The following is a 19,338-nucleotide window of genomic DNA, read 5'->3' on the forward strand; positions in this document are numbered from 1 at the left end:
GGCGCCTTATCCGCGCAGGCGCGCGAACAGCCGCTCGATATCGATTTCCTCGATCAGCAGGTTGCCCTGGTTGGCCTTGATCAGGCGCGGCGCCAATGCCGATTCGCCGGTGCTCAACGGCGAATCGGTCATGTCGGCCGTGTCGAACTGCTGCACCGAATGCAGGTCGTCCACCAGCAGGCCGATCACGCTCTGGCCCAGGTGCACCAGCATCACCTGGCTGTTCTCGGTGACCGCGCCCGGCTTGCCGGTGGCCAGCAGCGCCAGGTCGAACACCCACACGAAGTGCTTCTTGCCGCCGGCCAGCGGCACGTCCAGCATGCCCAGACGGGCAGGGTGGCCGCCGCTGGTGGTGCGCTGCACCTTGGCGAACGGCACCGCCTCCTGGATCTGCGCCGCGCGCAGTGCCATCAGCGTGCGGCCGGCGTAGAAGATGGCGAAGTCCGGGCCGGTGTCGCGCAGGCGCTCGATGCGTACGGCGGTGCGCGCCGGCAGCTCGTTGCGCACCGGGCCGAAGGCTTGCAGCAGCACGGCGATGACCGGCTGCTCGACGCCTTCCACCGCGCGGAATTCGCGGTAGCCGGCGCTGCGGGTACAGGCGGCGATCACGTACTGGCCGTCGTGCTGCATGATGCGCGACACGCTGGCGCCGTTGCCGGCGTCGGCCTGGGCCAGCAAGCCGGTGTCCAGGTGCAGCACGTCGCCCGGCGCGCAGGCGGCGTCGGTGCTGGACAGCACGCGGCCTTCCGGCGTGACGAAGTAGGCGCGCATGCTGGCGCGGCCGGCGACGCCGCTGTTGAGCATGTTGAGCAGCTCCGGCTTGGAGTCGAACACGATGCCGATGCCGCCCACCACGCTGCCGGTCTGCTCCGGGTGGCGGATGGCGGCGTGGTAGATATAGGTGGCTTCGCCGCCGTAGAAGGCCGACGGGCCGAAGCTTTCCGGATAGTGATCCAGCTCGCTGCGCAGCGCGGCCACGCGGCTCAGCGTGTCGCCGCTGATGTACTGGCCGACGATTTCGTCGCCGCCGGTGCTGGCGATGATGCGGCCGCCGCGGTCGTAGACGAACAGCCGCGCATACACGGTGTACAGGCTGTTGATGTAGGCCAGCACGTCGGCGATGGCCTTGGTCTGGGCGTCGGACGGTTGCGCCAGGCCGCGCCGCAGCTGCGCCGACAGGGCCCACCAGCGGCAGTCGTTGGCGCGCTCGTACAGGTTACGGTCCAGCATGTCGACCAGCAGCTGCGAGGTCAGCTCCGCCTCGCTGATGCTGGACGCCAGCACCGTCTGGTAGAGATCCTGGATCGACTGCGAGAACAGCGCGTCGCTGCGCTCGCCCGTTTCGGTGATCTGGTCCAGCACCGTATTCAGCTTGTTGATGCCGCCCGAATGGCTGCCGTCGGCGCCGATCTGGTCGTTGGCGGCGCTGGTGACCTTGCCGTTCCAGACGATGCGTTCGATGGTGCGGGTGGTGCGGGTGACGGAACTCATCAGCTCGTGCAGCGACGGGCTGAAGGCCTGGGCGTGCGACAGCAGCCCCTGCATCAGCGACGGCTCGACGTCGGCCAGCGACTGGTCGCCGCTGGTGCGGAACGCCAGGTCGATCGGGATCATCAGCTGCGCCTTCCAGCCGGCCGGGCCGGGATAGCCCTGGTAGCCGTCCGAGCTGAAGGTGCGCACCAGGTATTCGCGGCCGCCGAACATCAGCAGCTGCGGTTCGCCGTCGGCGTTGGTCGGTACGCGCACGCCGGCCGGTATCCACAGCGGATCGGCGCTGCTGATCACGTGGTCCTGGGCGTCGAGCAGCAGCATGTTGGCGCGGTGCGACGGGTCGCGGTAGGCGGCGAAGATGGCGTCCATCTCCTGGTCGAAGTTGAAGCACAGGCACAGCACGCCGGCCGGCTCGCCGGTGTCCGGATGCAGCATGCGGTGCGAATAGACCAGCGCCCGCGATTTGCCGGGACGCAGGTCGGTGGCGCGGAAGGTTTCGACGTAGCCGGCGGCGTCCAGCGTCTGCAGCAGCAGCGGGTCGCGGCTATGCGTCACCGGCGTGGCCGGATCGGCCTGCACCAGCACGCGGCCTTCCAGGTCCAGCAGCAGGATTTCGTCGTAGACGGTGTATTTGTCGCGGTAGTCGGACAGGCGCTGGCGGGCGTTGTGCACATCGCCCTCGTCATCGCCGCCGGAAGCGACAAAGCGGCACAGGTCGGCATCGGTGGCGAGGAAGCCGACATCGGCGGTGCGCTCGAACAGGTTGCGCACCAGGATGTCGATCGCATAGCGCGCCTGGGTGCCCAGTTCGGCCAGCACATTGCGTACTTTCTCCTGCACCAGATTGGCCACCAGGGCCTGTTCCAGGTGCGCAAATCCGGTGCGGGTGGCCACCATGGCGGGCAGCAGCAGGCGTGCTTCGGCCGGGCAGTTCATCTTGGCGGACGACTCGATAAGCCGCCACATCTGGTTCAATTCCCGCAGCGAGAGTTCGCATCGGGCAACGTCGGGCATGTGGGGTAGAAATATGCCAGCGTTGGCTACTTGGTAAGTGGTCATTACGCTCGTCAGTTAAAATTTAACGTTTAAGCAATTAATGTGCCAAGGCAATAATCAATGCCAATAAAAAACGCCATCCGCGGGGGATGGCGTGCGTGGCGATTGCGTCGGCCGGGTCGGCTTACTTGTTGCTGAGGCATTCCTTCATGAAGGCTTTGCGCTCGTCGCCTTTCTTGCCGCTGGCGTCGGCGTTACATTTTTTCATTTTCTCTTGCTGGGTCAGCTTGGGTTCCGGCGCGGCGGCCGGCTTGGCGCTCAGGCACTCCTTCATGAAAGCCTTGCGCTCATCGCCTTTTTTGCCGGCGGCGTCCGCATTACAGGTTTTCATCTTGTTTTGCTGGGCGGTCGGTTCGGCCGCATACACTGCGCCGCTGAGCGACAGGATCAAGCCGGCTATCAACAGTTTTTTCATCGAAGTCCTCGCAAGTGAAACGTGGTGGTACGAGTGACTATACTGACATTCCACCGCAATGTCCAAATGGCTGTGCTAGTCGTCCACAAACACCACCGTCGTGCGTGGCGGAATGGTGAAGGTGCCGCTGGCGTTGTTGTAGGTGGCGGTGCGCGCCAGCGTGTCGCTGCTGGATTTGCGCTGTACCTTGTGCACCTTCAGCTGGCGGCCGGCCAGTTCCGGCACCGTGACGGTCTGCGCCGTTTTGGTGACGTTGAACAGCGTGACCACCGACTTGTATCTGGCGTCGTCATAACGGCGCGGATGCTGGCCGTCGATGCTCATGACGATCACGCCGGGCACCTGCGCCGGGCCGGTGTTGTGGAAGCGCAGGCGCTCGGCCACATCCTTGGCCGTGCGCAGGCGGAACAGGCTGCTGTCCTGGCGGATCGCCAGCAGGTCGTTCATGGTGTTGCGGGCGCTGATGATGGCGCTGGTGTCCGGCTTGATCAGCGGATTGGCCAGCACCGGCGACATCAGCGGCCAGCTGGCCTGGTTGACCGCCGCCAGCGGCAGGCCGACGCCGAAGTTGTTCGACTGGTAGCTGTAATCGAGCTTGTTGAACCAGTCGCCCGAATCGTAGCTGTCGCGGTCCAGCGATTTCGAGCGCAGGATTTCCTGACCCGCGTGCAGGAAGGGCACGCCCTGCGACAGCACGGTGAACGCGGCGCCCAGGTTTTGCGCGCGCACGCGGTCGGCCAGGCTGGTGGTCTGCGGCAGGCGCAAGGCGTTGATGTCGAACAGCGTCTGGTTATCGTGCGCTTCGATGTAGTTGATGGTCTCCGACGGCTGCGCCGCGAAGCCCGCCTGCTGGCCGAAGTAGTCGATCTCCGAGTTCTTGCGTACCACGCCGGTGCGGTCGGTGAAGCTGTAGTCGCGCAGCGTGCCGGACAGCGCCACCTTGGCCAGGTCGCCCAGGCGCAGCAGGTCATCCTTGGTCTGGGTCGACTGCGCGTTCGGATCGCTGTAGACGCCGTTGACCAGGCCTTGCTGCGCGATCAGCGCATCGCCGGTGTCGCAGCAGCCGCCGCCGCGCATGGTGTCGCGGATGCGGTCGTTGAAGGAGCCGATGCCGCTGCCGTACATATTCGCCTGGCGCGCCTGCACGAAGCGGGCGTCGTTGCCGACGGTGCCGAAGTTCCACGCTTCGCCGTACAGGTAGATGTCGCGCTCGGCCGCCTTGTTGACGGCGGTTTGCAGCTGCTTCATCACCGCCAGCGGCGTGAAGCCCATGATGTCGAAGCGGAAGCCGTCGACCTGGTAGTCGCGCGCCCAGGTGCTGGTGGAATCGATCATCAGCTTGGCCATCATCGCGTTCTCGGCGGCGGTGTCGGCGCAGCAGCTGTCGTTGGTGATGCCGCCGCCGGCGTTCAAACGGTAGTAATAGGTCGGCACGATCTTGTCCAGGATCGACAGCGGGCTTTGCTGCGAGGCGCTGGTGTGGTTGTAGACCACGTCCATCACCACCCGCAGGCCCTGCTCATGCAGGCCCTGCACCATGGCGCGGAATTCGCGCACGCGCACCGCGCCGTCGTTGGCGTTGGACGAGTAGCTGCCTTCGGGCGCCGTGTAGTGCACCGGATCGTAGCCCCAGTTGAAGCAGTCGGTGCCGCGCGTGGCTTCCACCGCCGCCTGCTGGTCGGGCGCGTTCGGCGCGGCGTTCGGCACGGTCGGCGTGGTGCAGCCGGTTTCGTTGATGCTGGCGATGTCGAAGGTCGGCAGCAGGTGCACGTGGGTCAGTCCGGCCTGCTGCATGTCGCGCAGGTGGCGCATGCCGTTCGAGCGCTCGTCCGTAAAGGCCAGGTATTTGCCGCGGTGCGCGGCCGGCACCGTGGCGTCGCTGATGCTGAAGTCGCGGATGTGCAGTTCGTACAGTGCGATGTCGGTCGGGTAGTCGAGGCGCGGCACGCGGTGGTGGTCCCAGCCGTCCGGCTTCAGTGCGCGGCTGTCGAGGTTGGCGACAAAGCTGCGCTGGCTGTTGGCGTTCAGGCTGAACGAGTAGGGATCGGTGACGGTGTTGCTGACCACCGTGTTGCCGGCCCAGCGCGACAGCACCTGCACGTTGTAGGTGTAGTAGTAGCGGTTGACCCAGCTGGCATCCGGCGCGGTGTAGCTCCAGACGCCGCTGGCGGCGTTCCTGGTCATCGCGCGCGTGACGGTGCTGGCGCTGCTGGCATCCGGGTACAGGTTGAGGCTGACCGATTTGGCGGTCGGCGCCCATACGCGGAAGGTCGGTGCGCCGTTGCGCTCGAAGCTGACGCCGAGCGTGGTGTTGGCGGCGGCGCCGGCAAACACGCTGTCCAGCATGCCGCTGACCTGCAACGACGTCACCAGCACTAGCTTGCCCGTCGCATCGAATTGGGCGATGGCGAACTGGTTGCTGGCCTTGGCCGCGACGGTGGCGGCGTCGGCCGGCGACATGGTCAGCGCGGTGGCGCCGGCCAGGTGCGGATACTTCTGCTGCAGCGCCGAGGGCAGGGCGCTGGCGCTGGTCAGCGCGATGCTGCCGTCGGCGCCGGTGACGCCATCGGCGTTGGAACCAAGGCCGCCGTTGGCGGCGTAGTACAGCTTGTAGCTGGCGCCGGTGACGGGCGCGCCGGGCCAGGCCAGCGTGGCGGCGTTCAGCCAGTGCGCGCTCGCGCTGTTCAGGTTGCCGTAGCTGACGGCCGGCTGGCTGGCGTAGACAGTGCAGTCGCCTTCCAGCATCCAGACTTCCTGGCCGGCGGTGGCGATGTTGCTGTTGAAGGCGGCCGACTGGTCGCTGCCGCAATTCTTGTTGCCGCTGCCGTCGGTGACCAGGAACCAGATCGCCGATTTGGCGGTGTTGACCGGGATGTCGACGTAACCGCCGAAGCTGTCGCTCTGGGTCATCATGAAGCGGTCGGTGATCCAGGCCGAGCTTGGCGTGACCGGGCCGTCCCACGAGTAGACGCCCCACTGGGCCGTGTCGTTCTGCGCGCGGTGGTAGTGCATGCGGATGGCGCCGGCCGCGACCGGGGTGGCTGCGGCGGACGCCGCCATGGCGCCGCCCTGGACGGTGCGGGCAGCCATGATTTGCGCGGTGGACGTGGTGCTGGCGGTGTCGTTGCCGCCGCCGCAGGCGGCCAGGGTGCCGAACGTGCCCAGGATCAGGGTGCGTTTCAGCTGTGAAACTAAACTACAGCTAAGTTTCATGCTTGTCTCCGTTGTTGTAGTGGGTTTTTGCCTCCAATCGTCTGTGGACTGGATGGGTTTGTAATATTACTACTTCAAAAATGTGCGAATGATAAATATTTGTATCGAGTGTGGCGCGTCTGGCACAAGCGATGCACAATAGCCTTTTCGACCATCTTTACGGAGACCCTGATGATGCGTATTTCCTCGACCGCCCGCCTGATGACGCTGAGCCTGGCACTGGCCGCCGCCGGCCTGGCGCAAGCCGCTCCCACCACCGCCGAAGTGGAACTGAAACCGACCGTGGGCAGCACCACCACCGGTTCGGTACGCTTCAAGCAGCAGGATGGCCAGTTGCAGATCGACGCCGACATCGCCGGCCTGACGCCGGGCGTGCACGGCTTCCACCTGCATGAGAAAGGCGATTGCAGCGCGCCGGACGGCACCAGCGCCGGCGGTCACTTCAATCCGGGCAGCCACCAGCACGGCGCGCCGGACTCGGCGGCGCATCACGGCGGCGACTTCGGCAACATCACCGCCGACGCCAGCGGCAAGGCCTCGCTGCACCTGAGCGTGCCGACCAGCCAGATTTCGCTGGACGCCGGCGCGCCGGGCAACATCATCGGCCGCGGCGTCATCGTGCACGCCGATGCGGACGATTTCGTCACCCAGCCAACCGGCAACTCCGGCAAGCGTCTCGCTTGCGGCGTGGTGGTGGCCGGCAAATAAGCCGGTCTTGAACGGACGCATCGAACGCCTCTATCTTCAGTCTGTACGGGGCAAACCCGGCGTCGCCCTGGCGCCGGATGCGGCCATGCGGTGCGAGGCCGGGCTGGGCATTCACGGCGACGTGCATGCCCACCGCCTCAGTCCGCGACAGGTGCTGGTCACGCTCGGCAGCGAGCTGCGCACTCTGCGGATCGCGCCCGGCGCGCTGCTGGAAAACATCGTGATTTCTTCGGACCGGCCGGAGCTGTTCCGGCCCGGTTCGGCGCTGCTCACCGCCTCGGGCGTCGAGATCCGGCTGACCATGTTCTGCGAGCCGTGCAAGCGTATCGCGCCTGTGGTGGCGGACTTTTCCCGGCTGGTGCGCCGGCGCGGCGTGCTGGGCGTCTTCGAAGCCGGCGGCGAGATCCGCATCGGTGACGCCGTGCGCCTGATCGGCGAACGGTACACGCCGCTGCCGGAATCGCCCTATCAAAAATTCCTGGCGTTTGTGCCGACGATTCCACCCGGCCGCGTGGTCCGCTACGTCGATGTGGCGGTGGCGATGGGCGTGGCGGAGGTCTTTGTGCGGGTGCTGCCCGGTTACATCCGGCGCAGTGTGGGATTGGGCTTGCCGCTGCACCGCATCGTCAATGCGCGCGGCGAGCTGTTGCCGTTGATTCCCGGCCAGGCCGGGAAGCTGCTGGCGGAAGGCGTGATCCACCGCGGCGATGCCGCTACGGTGGATCTGGCCGCCTTCCTGTGGCAGGGGGCTGCTTAGAACTCCTGCACCGTCGGACGCAGCACGATTTCGTTGATGTCAACGTCGGCCGGCTGTTCGATGGCGTAGGCGATCGCACGGGCGACCGAGTCGGCCGGGATGGCCAGCTTGTAGAACTCGGTGACGAACTGCGCGCTTTGCTGGTGCGAGCTGCCGTGCTTCAGTTCGGTGTCGACCGCGCCCGGTTCGATGGTGGTGGTGCGGATCGAACCGCCCACTTCATGGCGCAGGCCTTCCGAAATCGCGCGCACCGCGAACTTGGTGCCGCTGTACACCGTACCGCCTGGGCTGAACACCTTGATGCCGGCCACCGACGCAACGTTGATGAAGTGGCCGCTGTTCTGCTTGCGGAACTGCGGCAGCGCGGCGGCGATACCGTACAGCACGCCCTTGACGTTGATGTCGATCATGCGATCCCACTCGTCGACCTTGATCTCGTCCATCGGCGCGATGGACATCAGGCCGGCGTTGTTGATCAGCACATCGACGCGGCCGTAGATGCGCACGGCGGTGTCGATCAGCGCCTGCACCTGTTCGCGGCTGGTGACGTCGGTGGCCTGCACTTCGGCCTTGCCGCCGGCGGCGCGGATGTCGCCAGCGATTTTTTCCAGCTGGTCGATGCGGCGCGCGCCCAATACGACGATGGCGCCGCGTGCGGCCAGGTGGCGGGCGGTGGCTTCACCCAGACCGCTGCTGGCGCCGGTGATGACAACGACTTTGTTTTCGATGTTGGTGCTCATGGCAGGACTCCTTGTGGTTGGTTAGTGAAGCAAGTATAGGAATCCCCGCTATGCAAATAAATGGAAATGATATGATTTGAGAATTCCATTTTCAGGAACTATCGATCATGCTGAACCGATTGGAAATGTTGCGCATCTTCGTGGCGGCGGCCGAAGCCCGCAGCTTCAAGGATGCGGCGGCCCGGCTGGGGATTTCGCCGCAGGCCGTCACGCGGGCGGTGCAGGATCTGGAAGCGGTGCAGGGCGAGCTGCTGTTTCACCGCAATACGCGCGGCATCCAGATCACCACCTATGGCGAGCACCTGGCGGCGCAGGCGCGCGACAGCGTGCAGCGGGTGGACGTGCTGTTCCAGCCGGCGACCGAGAGCGAGCCGTCGCAGGTGGAGGGCGTGGTGCGGATGACGGCGCCGGTGGCGCTGGGGCGCTTGCTGATCGTGCCGGTGTTGAAGGCCTTGGGGCGGAAGCATCAGCAGCTGCGCTTCGATGTGCAGTTCAGCGACACGCATGCGGACGTGGTGGATGACCGCATCGATATCGGCGTGCGGTTTGGCTCCATGCGCGACAGCCGCTACGTGGCGCGGCGCGTGGCGCCGCAGCCGTTCCGCACCGTGGGCACGCCCGAGCTGATCGCCGCGCATGGCAAGCCGAAAAATATCGAGCATTTGCATGAGCTGCCGACCACTTCCTTGCGCGACCAGAGCACCGGCAAGGCGTGGCCCTGGTATTTCGCCAGCGGGCAGCATATTTCGCCGCTGAATCCGCGCTTTTTGAGCAGCGACTCGGAGGCGGAGTTCGACGCCATCCTGGCCGGCCTGGGCTTTGGCCAGTTGCCGGGGTTTATGGCCGACGAGCACATCGCCGCCGGCCGGCTGGTCCCGGTGCTGCAGAAGGACCAGCCTGATCCCTGGGACATCTACATTTACCGGCCGCAGCGCGGGCCGGTGCCGGCGCGGATCCGGCTGGTGTTTGATGAGCTGGTGACTGAGCTCAGTCGATAACCCGCACGGCCAGCTGGGGGCCCTCCCGCAGGGAGGGCAGGGCGTAGCCCCTATTCCTGACCCTGGGTCAGACCCCTAAGTGGTGACGTTTGCGTATCACTAAAGCGTGCGGGTCAGGCGGCTTTGGCGCCGGCATCGGGACGGCCGCAGTAGCGCTCGACGTAGGCCTGGTGCGTCGGCAGCTGCACCACGGTGCGGTCGATGCGGCTCTTGATGCCGCCGAGGAAGGCTTTGAGTTCTTCGTCGCCCATCAGGTCGGCCGTCGCATGGTGCGACTTCGGCATGATGCCCTGGCCCAGCATCACCTGGATCCACGAGTTTTCCGCGAACAGTTCGTTCGGCACGCGGAACACGCGGCCGGTTTCGCGGAACAGGTCGATACGGTGCTGCAGCGACGCCGGAATGCTCATCTCGCGCACGTCGATCCAGAACTGCGAGTCGGTGCGGTTGTTGGCGTGGTAGTGCAGGATGATGAAGTCGCGGATGTGGTTGATCTCGCTGTTGCACTGGGCGTTGTATTCGTCGATGTCGGCTTGCTGGATGCCGTCCGACGGGAACATCTGCATCAGCCGGATCACGCTGCGCTGGATCAGGTGGATGCTGGTCGATTCGATCGGCTCCAGGAAGCCGCTCGACAGGCCGATGCCCACCACATTGCCTTTCCACGTCTGGCGCCGCTGGCAGGGCTTGAACTTGATCACGCGCGGCTCGATCAGCGTCTTGCCTTCGACGTTGGCCAGCAGCTGCTTGTGCGCGGTCTCCTCGTCCAGGTGGCGGCTCGAATAGACGATGCCGTTGCCGACGCGGTGTTGCAGCGGAATGCGCCACTGCCAGCCGGCCTGGTGCGCCATGGAACGCGTCAGCGGCACGGCGTCGGCGATGGCCGTGGTCTGCACGGCGATGGCGCGGTCGCAGAACAGCCATTGCGACCAGTCTTCCACCGGCTCGTCCATCGCCTCGCCGATCAGCAGCGCGCGGAAGCCGGTGCAGTCGATGAAGAAGTCGCCTTCGATTTCCTGGCCCGATTCCATCACCACCGAACGGACGTCGCCGTTGTCGTGCTTGTTGTAGCGGACGATCTTGCCTTCGATGCGCTGCACGCCGCGCGGCTCGCTCAGGCGGCGCAGGAACTTGGCGTAGCGGCTGGCGTCCAGGTGGTAGGCGTAGTTCATGCCGTTGTTCGGCAGGTGGGCGAAGCGGTTCTCCAGCGACGCCTTCAGTTCCAGGCAGTAGTCGCCGTAGTCGCCGGCCAGGCCGCGCTGCACGCCCTTGTGCCAGAAGTGCTGGAAGCCGGCGGTCCAGTGGTCGATGCCGGTGGTGCCGAAGGAGTGGATATAGTCTTCCTTGACGTTGCGCCAGCTTTCGAAGCTGATGCCGAGCTTGAAGGTGGCCTGGGTCTCGGCCATGAATTCCTGCTCGTTGATTTCCAGTACGTTGTGGAAGTTGGTCAGCGTCGGAATGGTGGCTTCGCCCACACCCACGGTGCCGATCTCTTCCGACTCGATCAGCTTGATGTCGAGCTGCTTGCCCAGCACCTTGGAAATGCCGGCGGCGGCCATCCAGCCGGCGGTGCCGCCGCCGCAGATGACCACCCGGCGCACCGGTTGACGATTGTTTGGATCTCGCATGTTGTCTCCTCTAGCGATTCAGTTTTTTAAGCAAGTGCCCGCGCAACGCGCGGGCGCCGTCGGCTGTCAGTGGCGACAACACGCCGCGGGCGTGTGCCGGAATATGGGCGGCCGTTTCTGTGTCGGCTTCGAATATGTAATGACGAAAGATTTCCTGCCATGCCTTGCGCTGCGCTTGCGGCAGGTCGCGCATGGTGAGGAAGGCGGCCATCAGCGCGTTGGTCGGCGTGTCCATGTAGTCGGGCGACTGCCGCCACCAGTAGTTGACCAGCACATTGAACGGCGACAGCGCCTCGATGTGATGCCACCACATGCTGGGGATGAAGATGGCGTCGCCCGGTCCCAGTTCGGCGCTTTGCGCGTGGTTGAGCGCTTCGGCGAATTTCGGGAATTTTTCAAAATCCGGCTGGTGGAAATCGACCAGGCTGATGGCCTGGCCGGCCGGCGTGAAGTCGATCGGCCCGACGTACAGGTTCTGCAACTGCTCCGGCGGGAACAGCGTGAAGCGGCGGCGGCCGGCGGCGACCACCGCCACATTGTCCGGCAGGTCGTAGTGCGCGGCGATGCGGGTGCGGTTGCCGATCCAGATGCTGGCCAGCGCGTCGCGTCCGCCCAGGTCGAGATCGTTGTACTCGCGGAAGCCGGGCAGGCAGGTGTCGATGGTGGTCGAGCCGACGTAGATGGTGGGCGCCGGATCGAGCGCCAGCTTGTTCTCGATTTCCTCCAGCACGCCGGTCAGCTTGGCGTGCACCGGCTGGAAGTTGAAGCCGTCCATGGCGTCGTTGTAGAAGAAACGGCCGCCCGCGTCGGCGCCGCCCAGCATGGCGCCGACGGTGGCGTCCTGGTAGTGGCGGCGCAGGTAGTCGAGGCCGGCGCGGTCGTTTTCCAGCGCCGCGCGCACCATCGGCCAACTGCCGGCCAGGCCGCGCAGCACCAGCGGCTGGGTGGCGGTGAGGATGTCGTCCGTGAGGTCGGCCGGCCCGAGGCCGGCGATCTCACGGATGGGTTCAGGCGAGGCGGGCATTCTTGCGGTCGATCAGCGTGCGGAAGTTGGACAGGGATGCGATCACCAGGTAAATCGCCTGCAGGTAGCCGGTCTGGTGCAGTTTGACGATGGCCTCGCCGCTCAGTGCCTGCAGCCGGTCTTCGTTGATGGTGTAGAAACCGACCAGGCGGTTCTGCGAACCGTCGTTCAGTTCGATGTCGAGGGCAAAGCTTTCCAACAACTCGTTTTCAAGCAGCGCGCCCAGGAAACCTGGCATCGTTTGCAAGCCCTGGTGAATCGAGAACAGCAGCGAATTGGCGTGTTCCAGGAAGTCGGTGTTGCCGCCGTGCGGCTTGAACACTTCCTGGCCTTCGGTGCGGCTGACGCGCGGGTGGTCGAGGTCGACGTTGACCATCAGCTCGTTGCCGCTGAGGCCGATCAAAAAGGGCTGGCGCTCGACCATCATCGGCACGTACATGGCTTCCCAGCGCTCGCCGTTCAGGAACAGGTTTTCGCCTTCCTGGAAGCCGAACAGCGCGATCGGCTCGAAACCCAGGCCGTCGGTGGTCTTGCGGAACACGATGGGGTAGCAGGCCTGCACGTCGCGGAATTCAGCCGGGAAGGTGGCGGCCGACATGACTTGGTCGCCATAGGCGGCGCCGCGGCGGGTGATGATGCGCAGATCTTGGTGGTCGATATTGTTCAGTAAAACCGGGTTAGGCATCTTTGTCTCTCGTTCTATATTTTTTGCAAGCCATGCAGCTTGATATGGTTGATGAGTGTACGGTTGTCTGGCAATCCGTTCATCATTTTTTTCGTTAATGTAGCAGCTTCCTGGAAATAGGCGTCGGATCGGGCCGCCTCCTCGGGTTTCGGCGAGCGGCTGAAGTCGCTACGGAAGCCCATGCCGTACAGAATATATTGGTAGCTGGCGGCCGGGAAAACCTCCTCGATGCGGTTGAAATCGCTGCGCGACGGCGCGCGGTGGCGCCACAAGGTCAGCAGCTCGCCCAGGCGTTCCGGCACCTCGGCCGTGTTGTCGCGCCAGTAGGCGCTGTCGCGGCGCCGGCTCAGCACGTAGTGCAGCTTGAGGAAGTCGATTACCCGTTCCCAGCGGTAACGGAAGGTGTCGTTGAAGCGTTTGGCGACGATGTCCATCGCTTCGCGCGTGGCCGGCAGGTCTTCGCTGACCATGGCGGCCGACATTTCGACGATGGCCAGCGCCGACGCTTCCAGTGGTTCGATGAAGCCGGCCGACAGGCCGATGGCGACGCAGTTGCGGTGCCAGAACTGCGCGCGGTAGCCGGGATTGAAACTCAGCTTGCGCGGCTGCGGGATTTCTTCCGGGCCGCCGGTCTGCACGATGTAGGCGCGCAACTCGGCTTCGGCCTGGTCGTCGCTGATGTAGCCGCTGGCGTAGACGTGGCCGACGCCGCGCCGGGTCGGCAGGCCGATGTCCCAGATCCAGCCGGCGCTCTGCGCAGTGGAGGATGTCTGCGAGGCGATCGGATAATTGTCGCTCGGGTAGGCGATCTGCACCGCCAGCGCCGAGTCGTTGTACAGCACGTGCTTCTGTTCGATCAGCGGCACGCCGTAGTGCTGGCCCAGCAGCAGCGATTGCATGCCGGTGCAGTCGATGAACAGGTCGCCTGCCACGGCGCCGTGCTTGACCGTTTGCAGCGAGGCGATGTCGCCGTTCTCCTGCGCGTTGACGGCGGTGACGTGGTCCGGCATGTAATGCACGCCGAGTTTTTCCAGGCAGTGCTTGCGCAGGAATACGCCGAACTTGCCGGCGTCCAGGTGGTAGCCATAGTTGGCCACCGAAGCGAACTCCGGCGTCATCACCTGCTTGGGTGCACGGCCGTGCACGCACAGGTGCGGCTGGAAGCTGACCAGGTCGGCAAACGGGATCTGCGGATGCTGGGCCTGCCACTGCTCGGGCAGATTGACCTCGCCATAGCCCTGCGGCAGCGAGAAGGGATGGAAGTAGGCGTCGCGGTCGCCGCCGTCGGTCCAGCGGTTGAAGCGGGAGCCTTGCTTGAACGAGGCGTCGCACTCGCGGAAGAAATCGGATTCGGACACGCCGATGCGGCGCAGCGTGTCGCGCATGCTGGGCCAGGTGCCTTCGCCGACGCCGATCGGCGGCACGTCCGGCGATTCAATCAGGGTGATGCGCAGGCCATCCGGCGCGGCGCGGTGCTCAGCCGCGATCAGGCCGGCGGTCAGCCAGCCGGCGGAACCGCCGCCGACAATCACGATGCTTTTCAGCATAGCTTGCCTTTTCAATGAGTTGCCTAAAGTATAAATGAAAAGCCGCTGCCGGTTATCCGTCGGGCAGCGGCTTTTCGTGGTGTTGCTACAACAGTCTTAGAACTTGTAGCGCGCGCCGATCATGTAGCGCGGACCGGCTTGCGTCACCGATTCCAGCTGGTTCTGCGTGCGGCTATGCACGCGCTGGATCGAGTTGCCGACGTTGATGCCTTCCAGCTGGAAGCTCAGCTTGTCGTTGTAGTTGTAGCCCAGGCTGATGTCGACCTGGCCGTACGCTTCCACGTACTGTGGATTCGGGCCGGAGCCGTCGAAGGTCGACGACAGGAACTCGCCGCGCCAGTTGTAGGCCACGCGCGCGGTGAATTTCTTGTCCTCGTAGATGCCGACCACGTTCGACGAGTTCGACAAGCCCACCAGTGCGAACTGCTCGCCCACCGCGTTGTTGTCGTAACGCAGGCCGGAGTGCACATAGGTGTAGTTGGTCGACACGCCGAAGCCGCTGTTGCCGAACATGTGCTGCAGGTTCAGCTCGACGCCGCTCAGGCTGGCCTTCTTCTGGTTGGAGAAGGAGGTGATGCGGAAGTTGGCGATCGGATCGCTCGGCTGGCCGACGATGGTGCCGTTGACGTTGCCGTTCACGCCAGGCGCCGTCACGCCAGGCGCGGTCGGATGGTTGGTGAAGATGTAGTTACGAATACAGGTGGTGTCCGAGACCAGGCACTTGCCGGCCGAGATGGCCTCGTTCCACAGCGCGCCGCCGACCGGCGTGTGCAGGTTGAACGGGGTGGCGTCGATCTGCGACTGGCCGGCGTAGTTTTCCAGGTTCTTCTTGAAGTAGCCGATCGAGAAGAAGTTTTGCTGGCCGTAGTACCACTCGTAGGACAGGTCCAGATTCTTGGACTTGACCGGTTTCAGCGCCGGGTTGCCCTGCGAGCCGGTGCCGCCGTCGGTGCGCACCAGCGAGTTCAGCGTCTGGCCGCCCTGGATCTGGTCGTAGCGCGGACGGCCGATGGTTTCGCCGGCGCTGAAGCGGACCTTTTGCGACGGCGTCAGCTCGATGTCCGAGTCGAAGCTAGGCAGCAGGTTGTGGTACGAGCCGCCCAGCGTGGTGAAGGTCGGCGCGCCGAAGGTGATCGGGAACTCGTTCTGCGAGACCCAGCTGATGCCGGTGGCGGCTGGCACCAGCGCGGTCGAGACCACGTCGGTTTTTTCGTAGCGCAGGCCGAGCGCGGTGCGGATCGGCAGCGCGGTATCCCAGTCGGTGTTGAACTGGACGTAGGCGGCCTTCGATTTCTCGCCGGTGCGGGCATCGTTGTCGAAGGTGGTCTTCGGCAGGTACAGCGCCGGCAGGCCGGACGCGGTGGCCGCGATCTGGCGCACCTGAGCGAAGTTGAAGGTGTAGAACTGATTGAACAGGTTCGGGTTGGCGCTGCCGCTGATCTGGTCGAAGTACTGGCCGATCGAATTCTGGTGCCAGACGCTGCTTGGGTAGTCGGCCGGGCTGGTGGCGCCGCCCCAGGTGTCGCGCTGCTGGTTGGAGAAGGCCGAGCGGTTGTCGACCTTGCTGTAGCTGGCGCCGAATTTCAGCTCGGACGCTTCCAGCACTTTCCATGCACCCTTGACCTGGGTCTGGTCCACTTCACCCTTCATGTAGGAGTTGGTGAACACCGAGCCGGTGACCTGCTGGCCGGCCTTGATGAAGTCGGCGCCCTGGATGCTCAGCACCGGGAAGTCCTTGCTGAAGTCGACCGTGGTGGTGCCGCGGCTGAAGCTGGCGGTGCCCAGCGTGTTGCTGGAACCGAACGGGCTGTCGGCGCCGGATTCGGCGGTCGAGTGGTGCGTGTCCAGTTCGAAGCGCAGGGTCGGCGAGGCTTTCCAGACGGCGTTGAAGCCCAGCGATTTGTTCTGCGTCTTGGTGGCGAAGTCGGCGGCGCCCATGGCGATGTCGCTGCCGGTGACGAACTCGGTCCAGCTCAGCGGGCTGGTTGGCGAACCCTTGGTCCACGAGCTGGCCGACGGACCGAAGTTGAACCAGGCCGAGATGTCGTTGCGCTTGGTCTGGATCTTGTTTTCCGAGTAGGTGTAGTCCAGCGTGGTGACCAGCGAATCGACCGGCTTGTATTGCAGGGTCAGCTGGGCGTTGGTGCGCTGGCGTTTGACGCCGTTGAAGTTGTAGTTCAAGTTTTGCGGCAGCGAGTACAGGTCGGTCGCGCCGGGGCCGTTGGTGACCTGGTTGCCGACCCCGGTCAGCGGACCGGCGTTGCCGGCGTACGGGCCTTTCCAGCCGTTGGAGACCGCGGCGGTGTTGTAGCCCAGGTTGCGTTCCTGGTAGCTGCCGGTCAGCGCCACGCCGAAGGTGTTGTTGGCGAAGGTGTTCGAGTAGATGCCCGACACTTCCGGCGTCAGCGAGCGGTTGGCCTGGACGTCGGCCGGCAGGTTGTCGTTCGAGGTGTCGTACACGGCCTTGGCGCCGATGCTGGCGTGCAGGCCCGGACGGTCGAACGGCTTGGCGGTCATCACGTTGACGGTGGCGCCGATGCCGCCGGTGGCGTTTTCCGCGCGGCTGGTCTTGTAGACCTGGATCTGCGAGATCGCTTCCGACGCCAGGTTGGCGAAGTCGAAGGCGCGGCCGTTCAGGTCGCCCAGGTTGGAGGTTGGCATCTGGCGGCCATTCAGCAGCACCAGGTTGAAGTCGGGACCGACGCCACGCACGGTGATTTTCGAGCCTTCGCCGATCGAGCGGTCGATCGACACGCCGGAGATGCGCTGCAGCGACTCGGCCAGGTTGGTATCCGGGAACTTGCCGATGTCTTCGGCGACGATGCCGTCGACCACACCGTCGGAATTGCGTTTCAGGTTCATCGAGGAAATCAGCGACTGGCGCAGGCCGGTCACGACCACGCTCTGGACTTCCGGTTGCGCTTCGGCGGCCTTGACCGGGGCTTCTTGCGCGTAGACCGGCGCGGCGGCTGCCGCGCAGGCGCTGGCTACTGCCAGGCTCATTAATGTTTGTCGTGCCTTTGGATAATGCATGTCATCTCCTATGTTTTTTTATAAACATCTGCTGCGTACCGTCCTGCCTTACTTTCGTGCGTTGTTTGGAAAGGTTTCCAATCAATGATGCGAATATAGCATTGAACGAATTTCAAAGTCAATTTGGCGTGCCATAAAATTGTGCACCTGTTTTCGTTGACATAGGTAATCAGGCAGTGCAACATGAGCTGGGAACGTTTCCAAAAAGAGACACTTTTGATGAAAATAACGACTTTGCGGGTGATGGCGGCGGCGCTGATGGCGTCCGGGCAGGGCTGGGCGGCGGCCGGCGATGGGTTACCTTTCCACTGGCCGCACGGCGAACAGGCGGCGGTCAGCCTGGCCTACGACGACGCCCTCGACTCCCAGCTCGACCGTGCGATACCAACCCTGGACAAGTACGGGCTGAAGGGCAGTTTCTACCTGCAGCTGTCGAATCCGGCGGTGGACAAGCGCATGGCGGACTGGCGCGCGGCGGCGCGCAACGGCCACGAACTGGGCAACCACAGCCTGTTCCACCAGTGCTCGCTGAAGGCGCCCGGCCACAGCTGGGTGCAGCCGCACCGCGACCTCGACACCACCAGCGTGGCGCAAATGCTCGACCAGGTCACGGTCGCCAACACCATGCTGTACGCCATCGACGGCAAGCGCGAACGCACCTACACTGTGCCGTGCGGCGATACGCTGGCGGCCGGCGCCGATTACCTTGCGGCGATCGCGCCATCCTTTGTCGCCATCAAGGTGGGCGGCGAGGCGGTGACGCCGTCGATGCAGACGCTGAACCTGAAGGCGGTCGGCGTGTATGCGCCGGAAGGCCTGAGCGGGCAGCAGCTGATCGCGCTGGTGCAGCAGGCGGCGGCCAAGGGCACGATGGTCAACTTCACCTTCCACGGCGTCGGCGGCGACTACATCACCACCAGCGCTGCCGCGCACGAGGAGCTGGTGCAGTACCTGGCCGCCAACAAGCAGCGCTACTGGACTGACACTTTCTTGAACATCATGACTTACGTGAAGACACAACGTGGCGACCATTAAAGACGTGGCCCGCCTTGCGGGCGTAGGGCTGGGCACGGCATCGCGCGTGGTCAGCGGCAAGGGATCGGTATCGCCGGCCACGCTGGCCAAGGTGCGCGCGGCGATCGACCAGCTGGGCTTCCGGCCGTCGCATGCGGCGCGCTCGCTGCTGTCCGGGAACAGCCAGATGATCGGCGTCTACATCCCGGTGCTGAGCGGGACGTTCTACACGCCTATCCTGCAGATCATCGACACCGAATTGCGCGCGGCCGGACTGCACATGGTGGTGGCCTTCGGCGCCGGCCTCGGCGGCGCGCGGCAGCAGGCGATCGAAGGCATGGCCTTCCTGGTCGAGCGCGGCTGCGACGGGCTGATCCTGATGACCAATGTGCTGCTGGAGGAAGATATCGCCGCGCTGGGGCCGCGTCCCAAGCCGATGGTGGTGCTGAACCACTACTTCGACAGCATCGCCGCGCAATGCTTCACGGTCGATCACAAGCTGGGTGGCAAGATCGCCGCGCGCACCTTGCTCGACCACGGGCACCGCGAGATCGCGCTGGTGGCTGGTCCGGCCAGCCTGCCGGACAACGTGGTGCGGGTAGCGGCCTTCAAGGCCGAGCTGGCGGCGGCCGGCGTCGACACCTCGGCCATGTGGGCGGTGGAAAAGGACTTCTCGCCGGCCGGCGGCTGGGCGGCGGCCAAGGAGCTGGTGGAATCGGGCCGGCGCTGCAGCGCCGTGTTCTGCGCCAATGACGAGATGGCGGCCGGCGCGCTGTCGTACTTCCAGGAAGCCGGCATCCGCGTGCCGCACGAGATTTCAGTGATCGGCTACGACGACACGCCCAGCGCCGAATTTTCCGCACCGCGCCTGACCACGGTCCACATGCCGTGGCGCGAGATGACGCAAAGCGGCGTCAACGACCTGCTGAACCGCTGCTATGGCTTGCAGCGCCCCGTGACCCGCAGCCATCCCGTCACGATGACCCTGCGCGCCTCGCTGGCGCGCGCAGGGCAGGTGTGACTTCAGCC

14 protein-coding genes are annotated in these 19,338 nt (G+C 64.8%); 5 read left to right on the forward strand and 9 right to left on the reverse strand.

All coding sequences use genetic code 11. The features are described 5' to 3' along the window. Positions 1 to 6: 6 nt before the first annotated feature. From GJ698_RS22455 to pulA, 3 genes are all read right to left on the reverse strand, one after another. Positions 7 to 2,457, reverse strand: a complete 2,451-nt coding sequence (locus GJ698_RS22455) for a chemotaxis protein CheW (RefSeq protein ID WP_229260122.1) — start codon at positions 2,455 to 2,457, stop codon at positions 7 to 9. Positions 2,458 to 2,671: 214 nt separating this feature from the next. Beyond that, positions 2,672 to 2,962 carry a PsiF family protein gene (locus tag GJ698_RS22460; protein ID WP_154360098.1) on the reverse strand — a complete coding sequence of 97 codons (291 nt, stop codon included), beginning with the start codon at positions 2,960 to 2,962 and terminating at the stop codon, positions 2,672 to 2,674. Positions 2,963 to 3,037: 75 nt separating this feature from the next. Then, a complete protein-coding gene (gene pulA, locus GJ698_RS22465) occupies positions 3,038 to 6,175 on the reverse strand; it encodes a pullulanase-type alpha-1,6-glucosidase (protein WP_154360099.1) in 3,138 nt (1,045 codons plus the stop codon). A 171-nt stretch (positions 6,176 to 6,346) separates the two neighbouring features. On the opposite strand from pulA, the gene GJ698_RS22470 reads away from it, so the two are divergent. Further along, complete coding sequence (locus GJ698_RS22470; RefSeq protein WP_229260123.1) at positions 6,347 to 6,883, forward strand: superoxide dismutase family protein; 537 nt, start codon at positions 6,347 to 6,349, stop codon at positions 6,881 to 6,883. An 85-nt stretch (positions 6,884 to 6,968) separates the two neighbouring features. Beyond that, entirely contained in the window at positions 6,969 to 7,640 is a 672-nt protein-coding gene (locus GJ698_RS22475) for an MOSC domain-containing protein (protein WP_208023867.1), read from the forward strand. On the opposite strand, the gene GJ698_RS22480 is transcribed toward GJ698_RS22475, so the two are convergent. Continuing rightward, on the reverse strand, positions 7,637 to 8,380 hold the full coding sequence (locus GJ698_RS22480; RefSeq protein WP_154360100.1) for an SDR family oxidoreductase: 744 nt from the start codon (positions 8,378 to 8,380) through the stop codon (positions 7,637 to 7,639). The genes GJ698_RS22475 and GJ698_RS22480 overlap by 4 nt on opposite strands. A gap of 107 nt (positions 8,381 to 8,487) precedes the next feature. Between GJ698_RS22480 and GJ698_RS22485 the strand changes: the two genes are divergently transcribed. Then, a complete protein-coding gene (locus GJ698_RS22485) occupies positions 8,488 to 9,378 on the forward strand; it encodes a LysR family transcriptional regulator (RefSeq protein ID WP_154360101.1) in 891 nt (296 codons plus the stop codon). Positions 9,379 to 9,491: 113 nt separating this feature from the next. On the opposite strand, the gene GJ698_RS22490 is transcribed toward GJ698_RS22485, so the two are convergent. From GJ698_RS22490 to GJ698_RS22510, 5 genes are all read right to left on the reverse strand, one after another. Further along, positions 9,492 to 11,006, reverse strand: a complete 1,515-nt coding sequence (locus GJ698_RS22490) for a tryptophan halogenase family protein (protein WP_154360102.1) — start codon at positions 11,004 to 11,006, stop codon at positions 9,492 to 9,494. Between the two features lie 10 nt (positions 11,007 to 11,016). After that, positions 11,017 to 12,030, reverse strand: coding sequence for a cupin-like domain-containing protein (locus GJ698_RS22495; protein ID WP_154360103.1), 1,014 nt, complete (start codon positions 12,028 to 12,030; stop codon positions 11,017 to 11,019). After that, a complete protein-coding gene (locus GJ698_RS22500; RefSeq protein ID WP_154360104.1) occupies positions 12,014 to 12,715 on the reverse strand; it encodes a SapC family protein in 702 nt (233 codons plus the stop codon). The genes GJ698_RS22495 and GJ698_RS22500 overlap by 17 nt, the downstream gene beginning before the upstream one ends. A 14-nt stretch (positions 12,716 to 12,729) precedes the next feature. Beyond that, complete coding sequence (locus tag GJ698_RS22505) at positions 12,730 to 14,262, reverse strand: tryptophan halogenase family protein (RefSeq protein ID WP_154360105.1); 1,533 nt, start codon at positions 14,260 to 14,262, stop codon at positions 12,730 to 12,732. A 96-nt stretch (positions 14,263 to 14,358) separates the two neighbouring features. Beyond that, on the reverse strand, positions 14,359 to 17,265 hold the full coding sequence (locus tag GJ698_RS22510; RefSeq protein WP_229260124.1) for a TonB-dependent receptor: 2,907 nt from the start codon (positions 17,263 to 17,265) through the stop codon (positions 14,359 to 14,361). Positions 17,266 to 17,514: 249 nt separating this feature from the next. Between GJ698_RS22510 and GJ698_RS22515 the strand changes: the two genes are divergently transcribed. Together GJ698_RS22515 and GJ698_RS22520 are read left to right on the forward strand one after the other, a co-directional pair. Continuing rightward, the gene (locus tag GJ698_RS22515; RefSeq protein WP_154360107.1) at positions 17,515 to 18,330 is read left to right on the forward strand and encodes a polysaccharide deacetylase family protein; all 816 of its coding nucleotides are present in this window, start codon (positions 17,515 to 17,517) and stop codon (positions 18,328 to 18,330) included. Then, positions 18,317 to 19,330, forward strand: coding sequence for a LacI family DNA-binding transcriptional regulator (locus tag GJ698_RS22520; protein WP_371865417.1), 1,014 nt, complete (start codon positions 18,317 to 18,319; stop codon positions 19,328 to 19,330). Before GJ698_RS22515 ends, GJ698_RS22520 begins: the two co-directional genes overlap by 14 nt. The last annotated feature ends 8 nt before the right edge of the window (positions 19,331 to 19,338 follow it).

It is taken from the genome of Duganella aquatilis, from assembly GCF_009674565.1.
In the GTDB taxonomy this organism is placed as follows: Bacteria; Pseudomonadota; Gammaproteobacteria; order Burkholderiales; family Burkholderiaceae_D; genus Rugamonas; species Rugamonas aquatilis.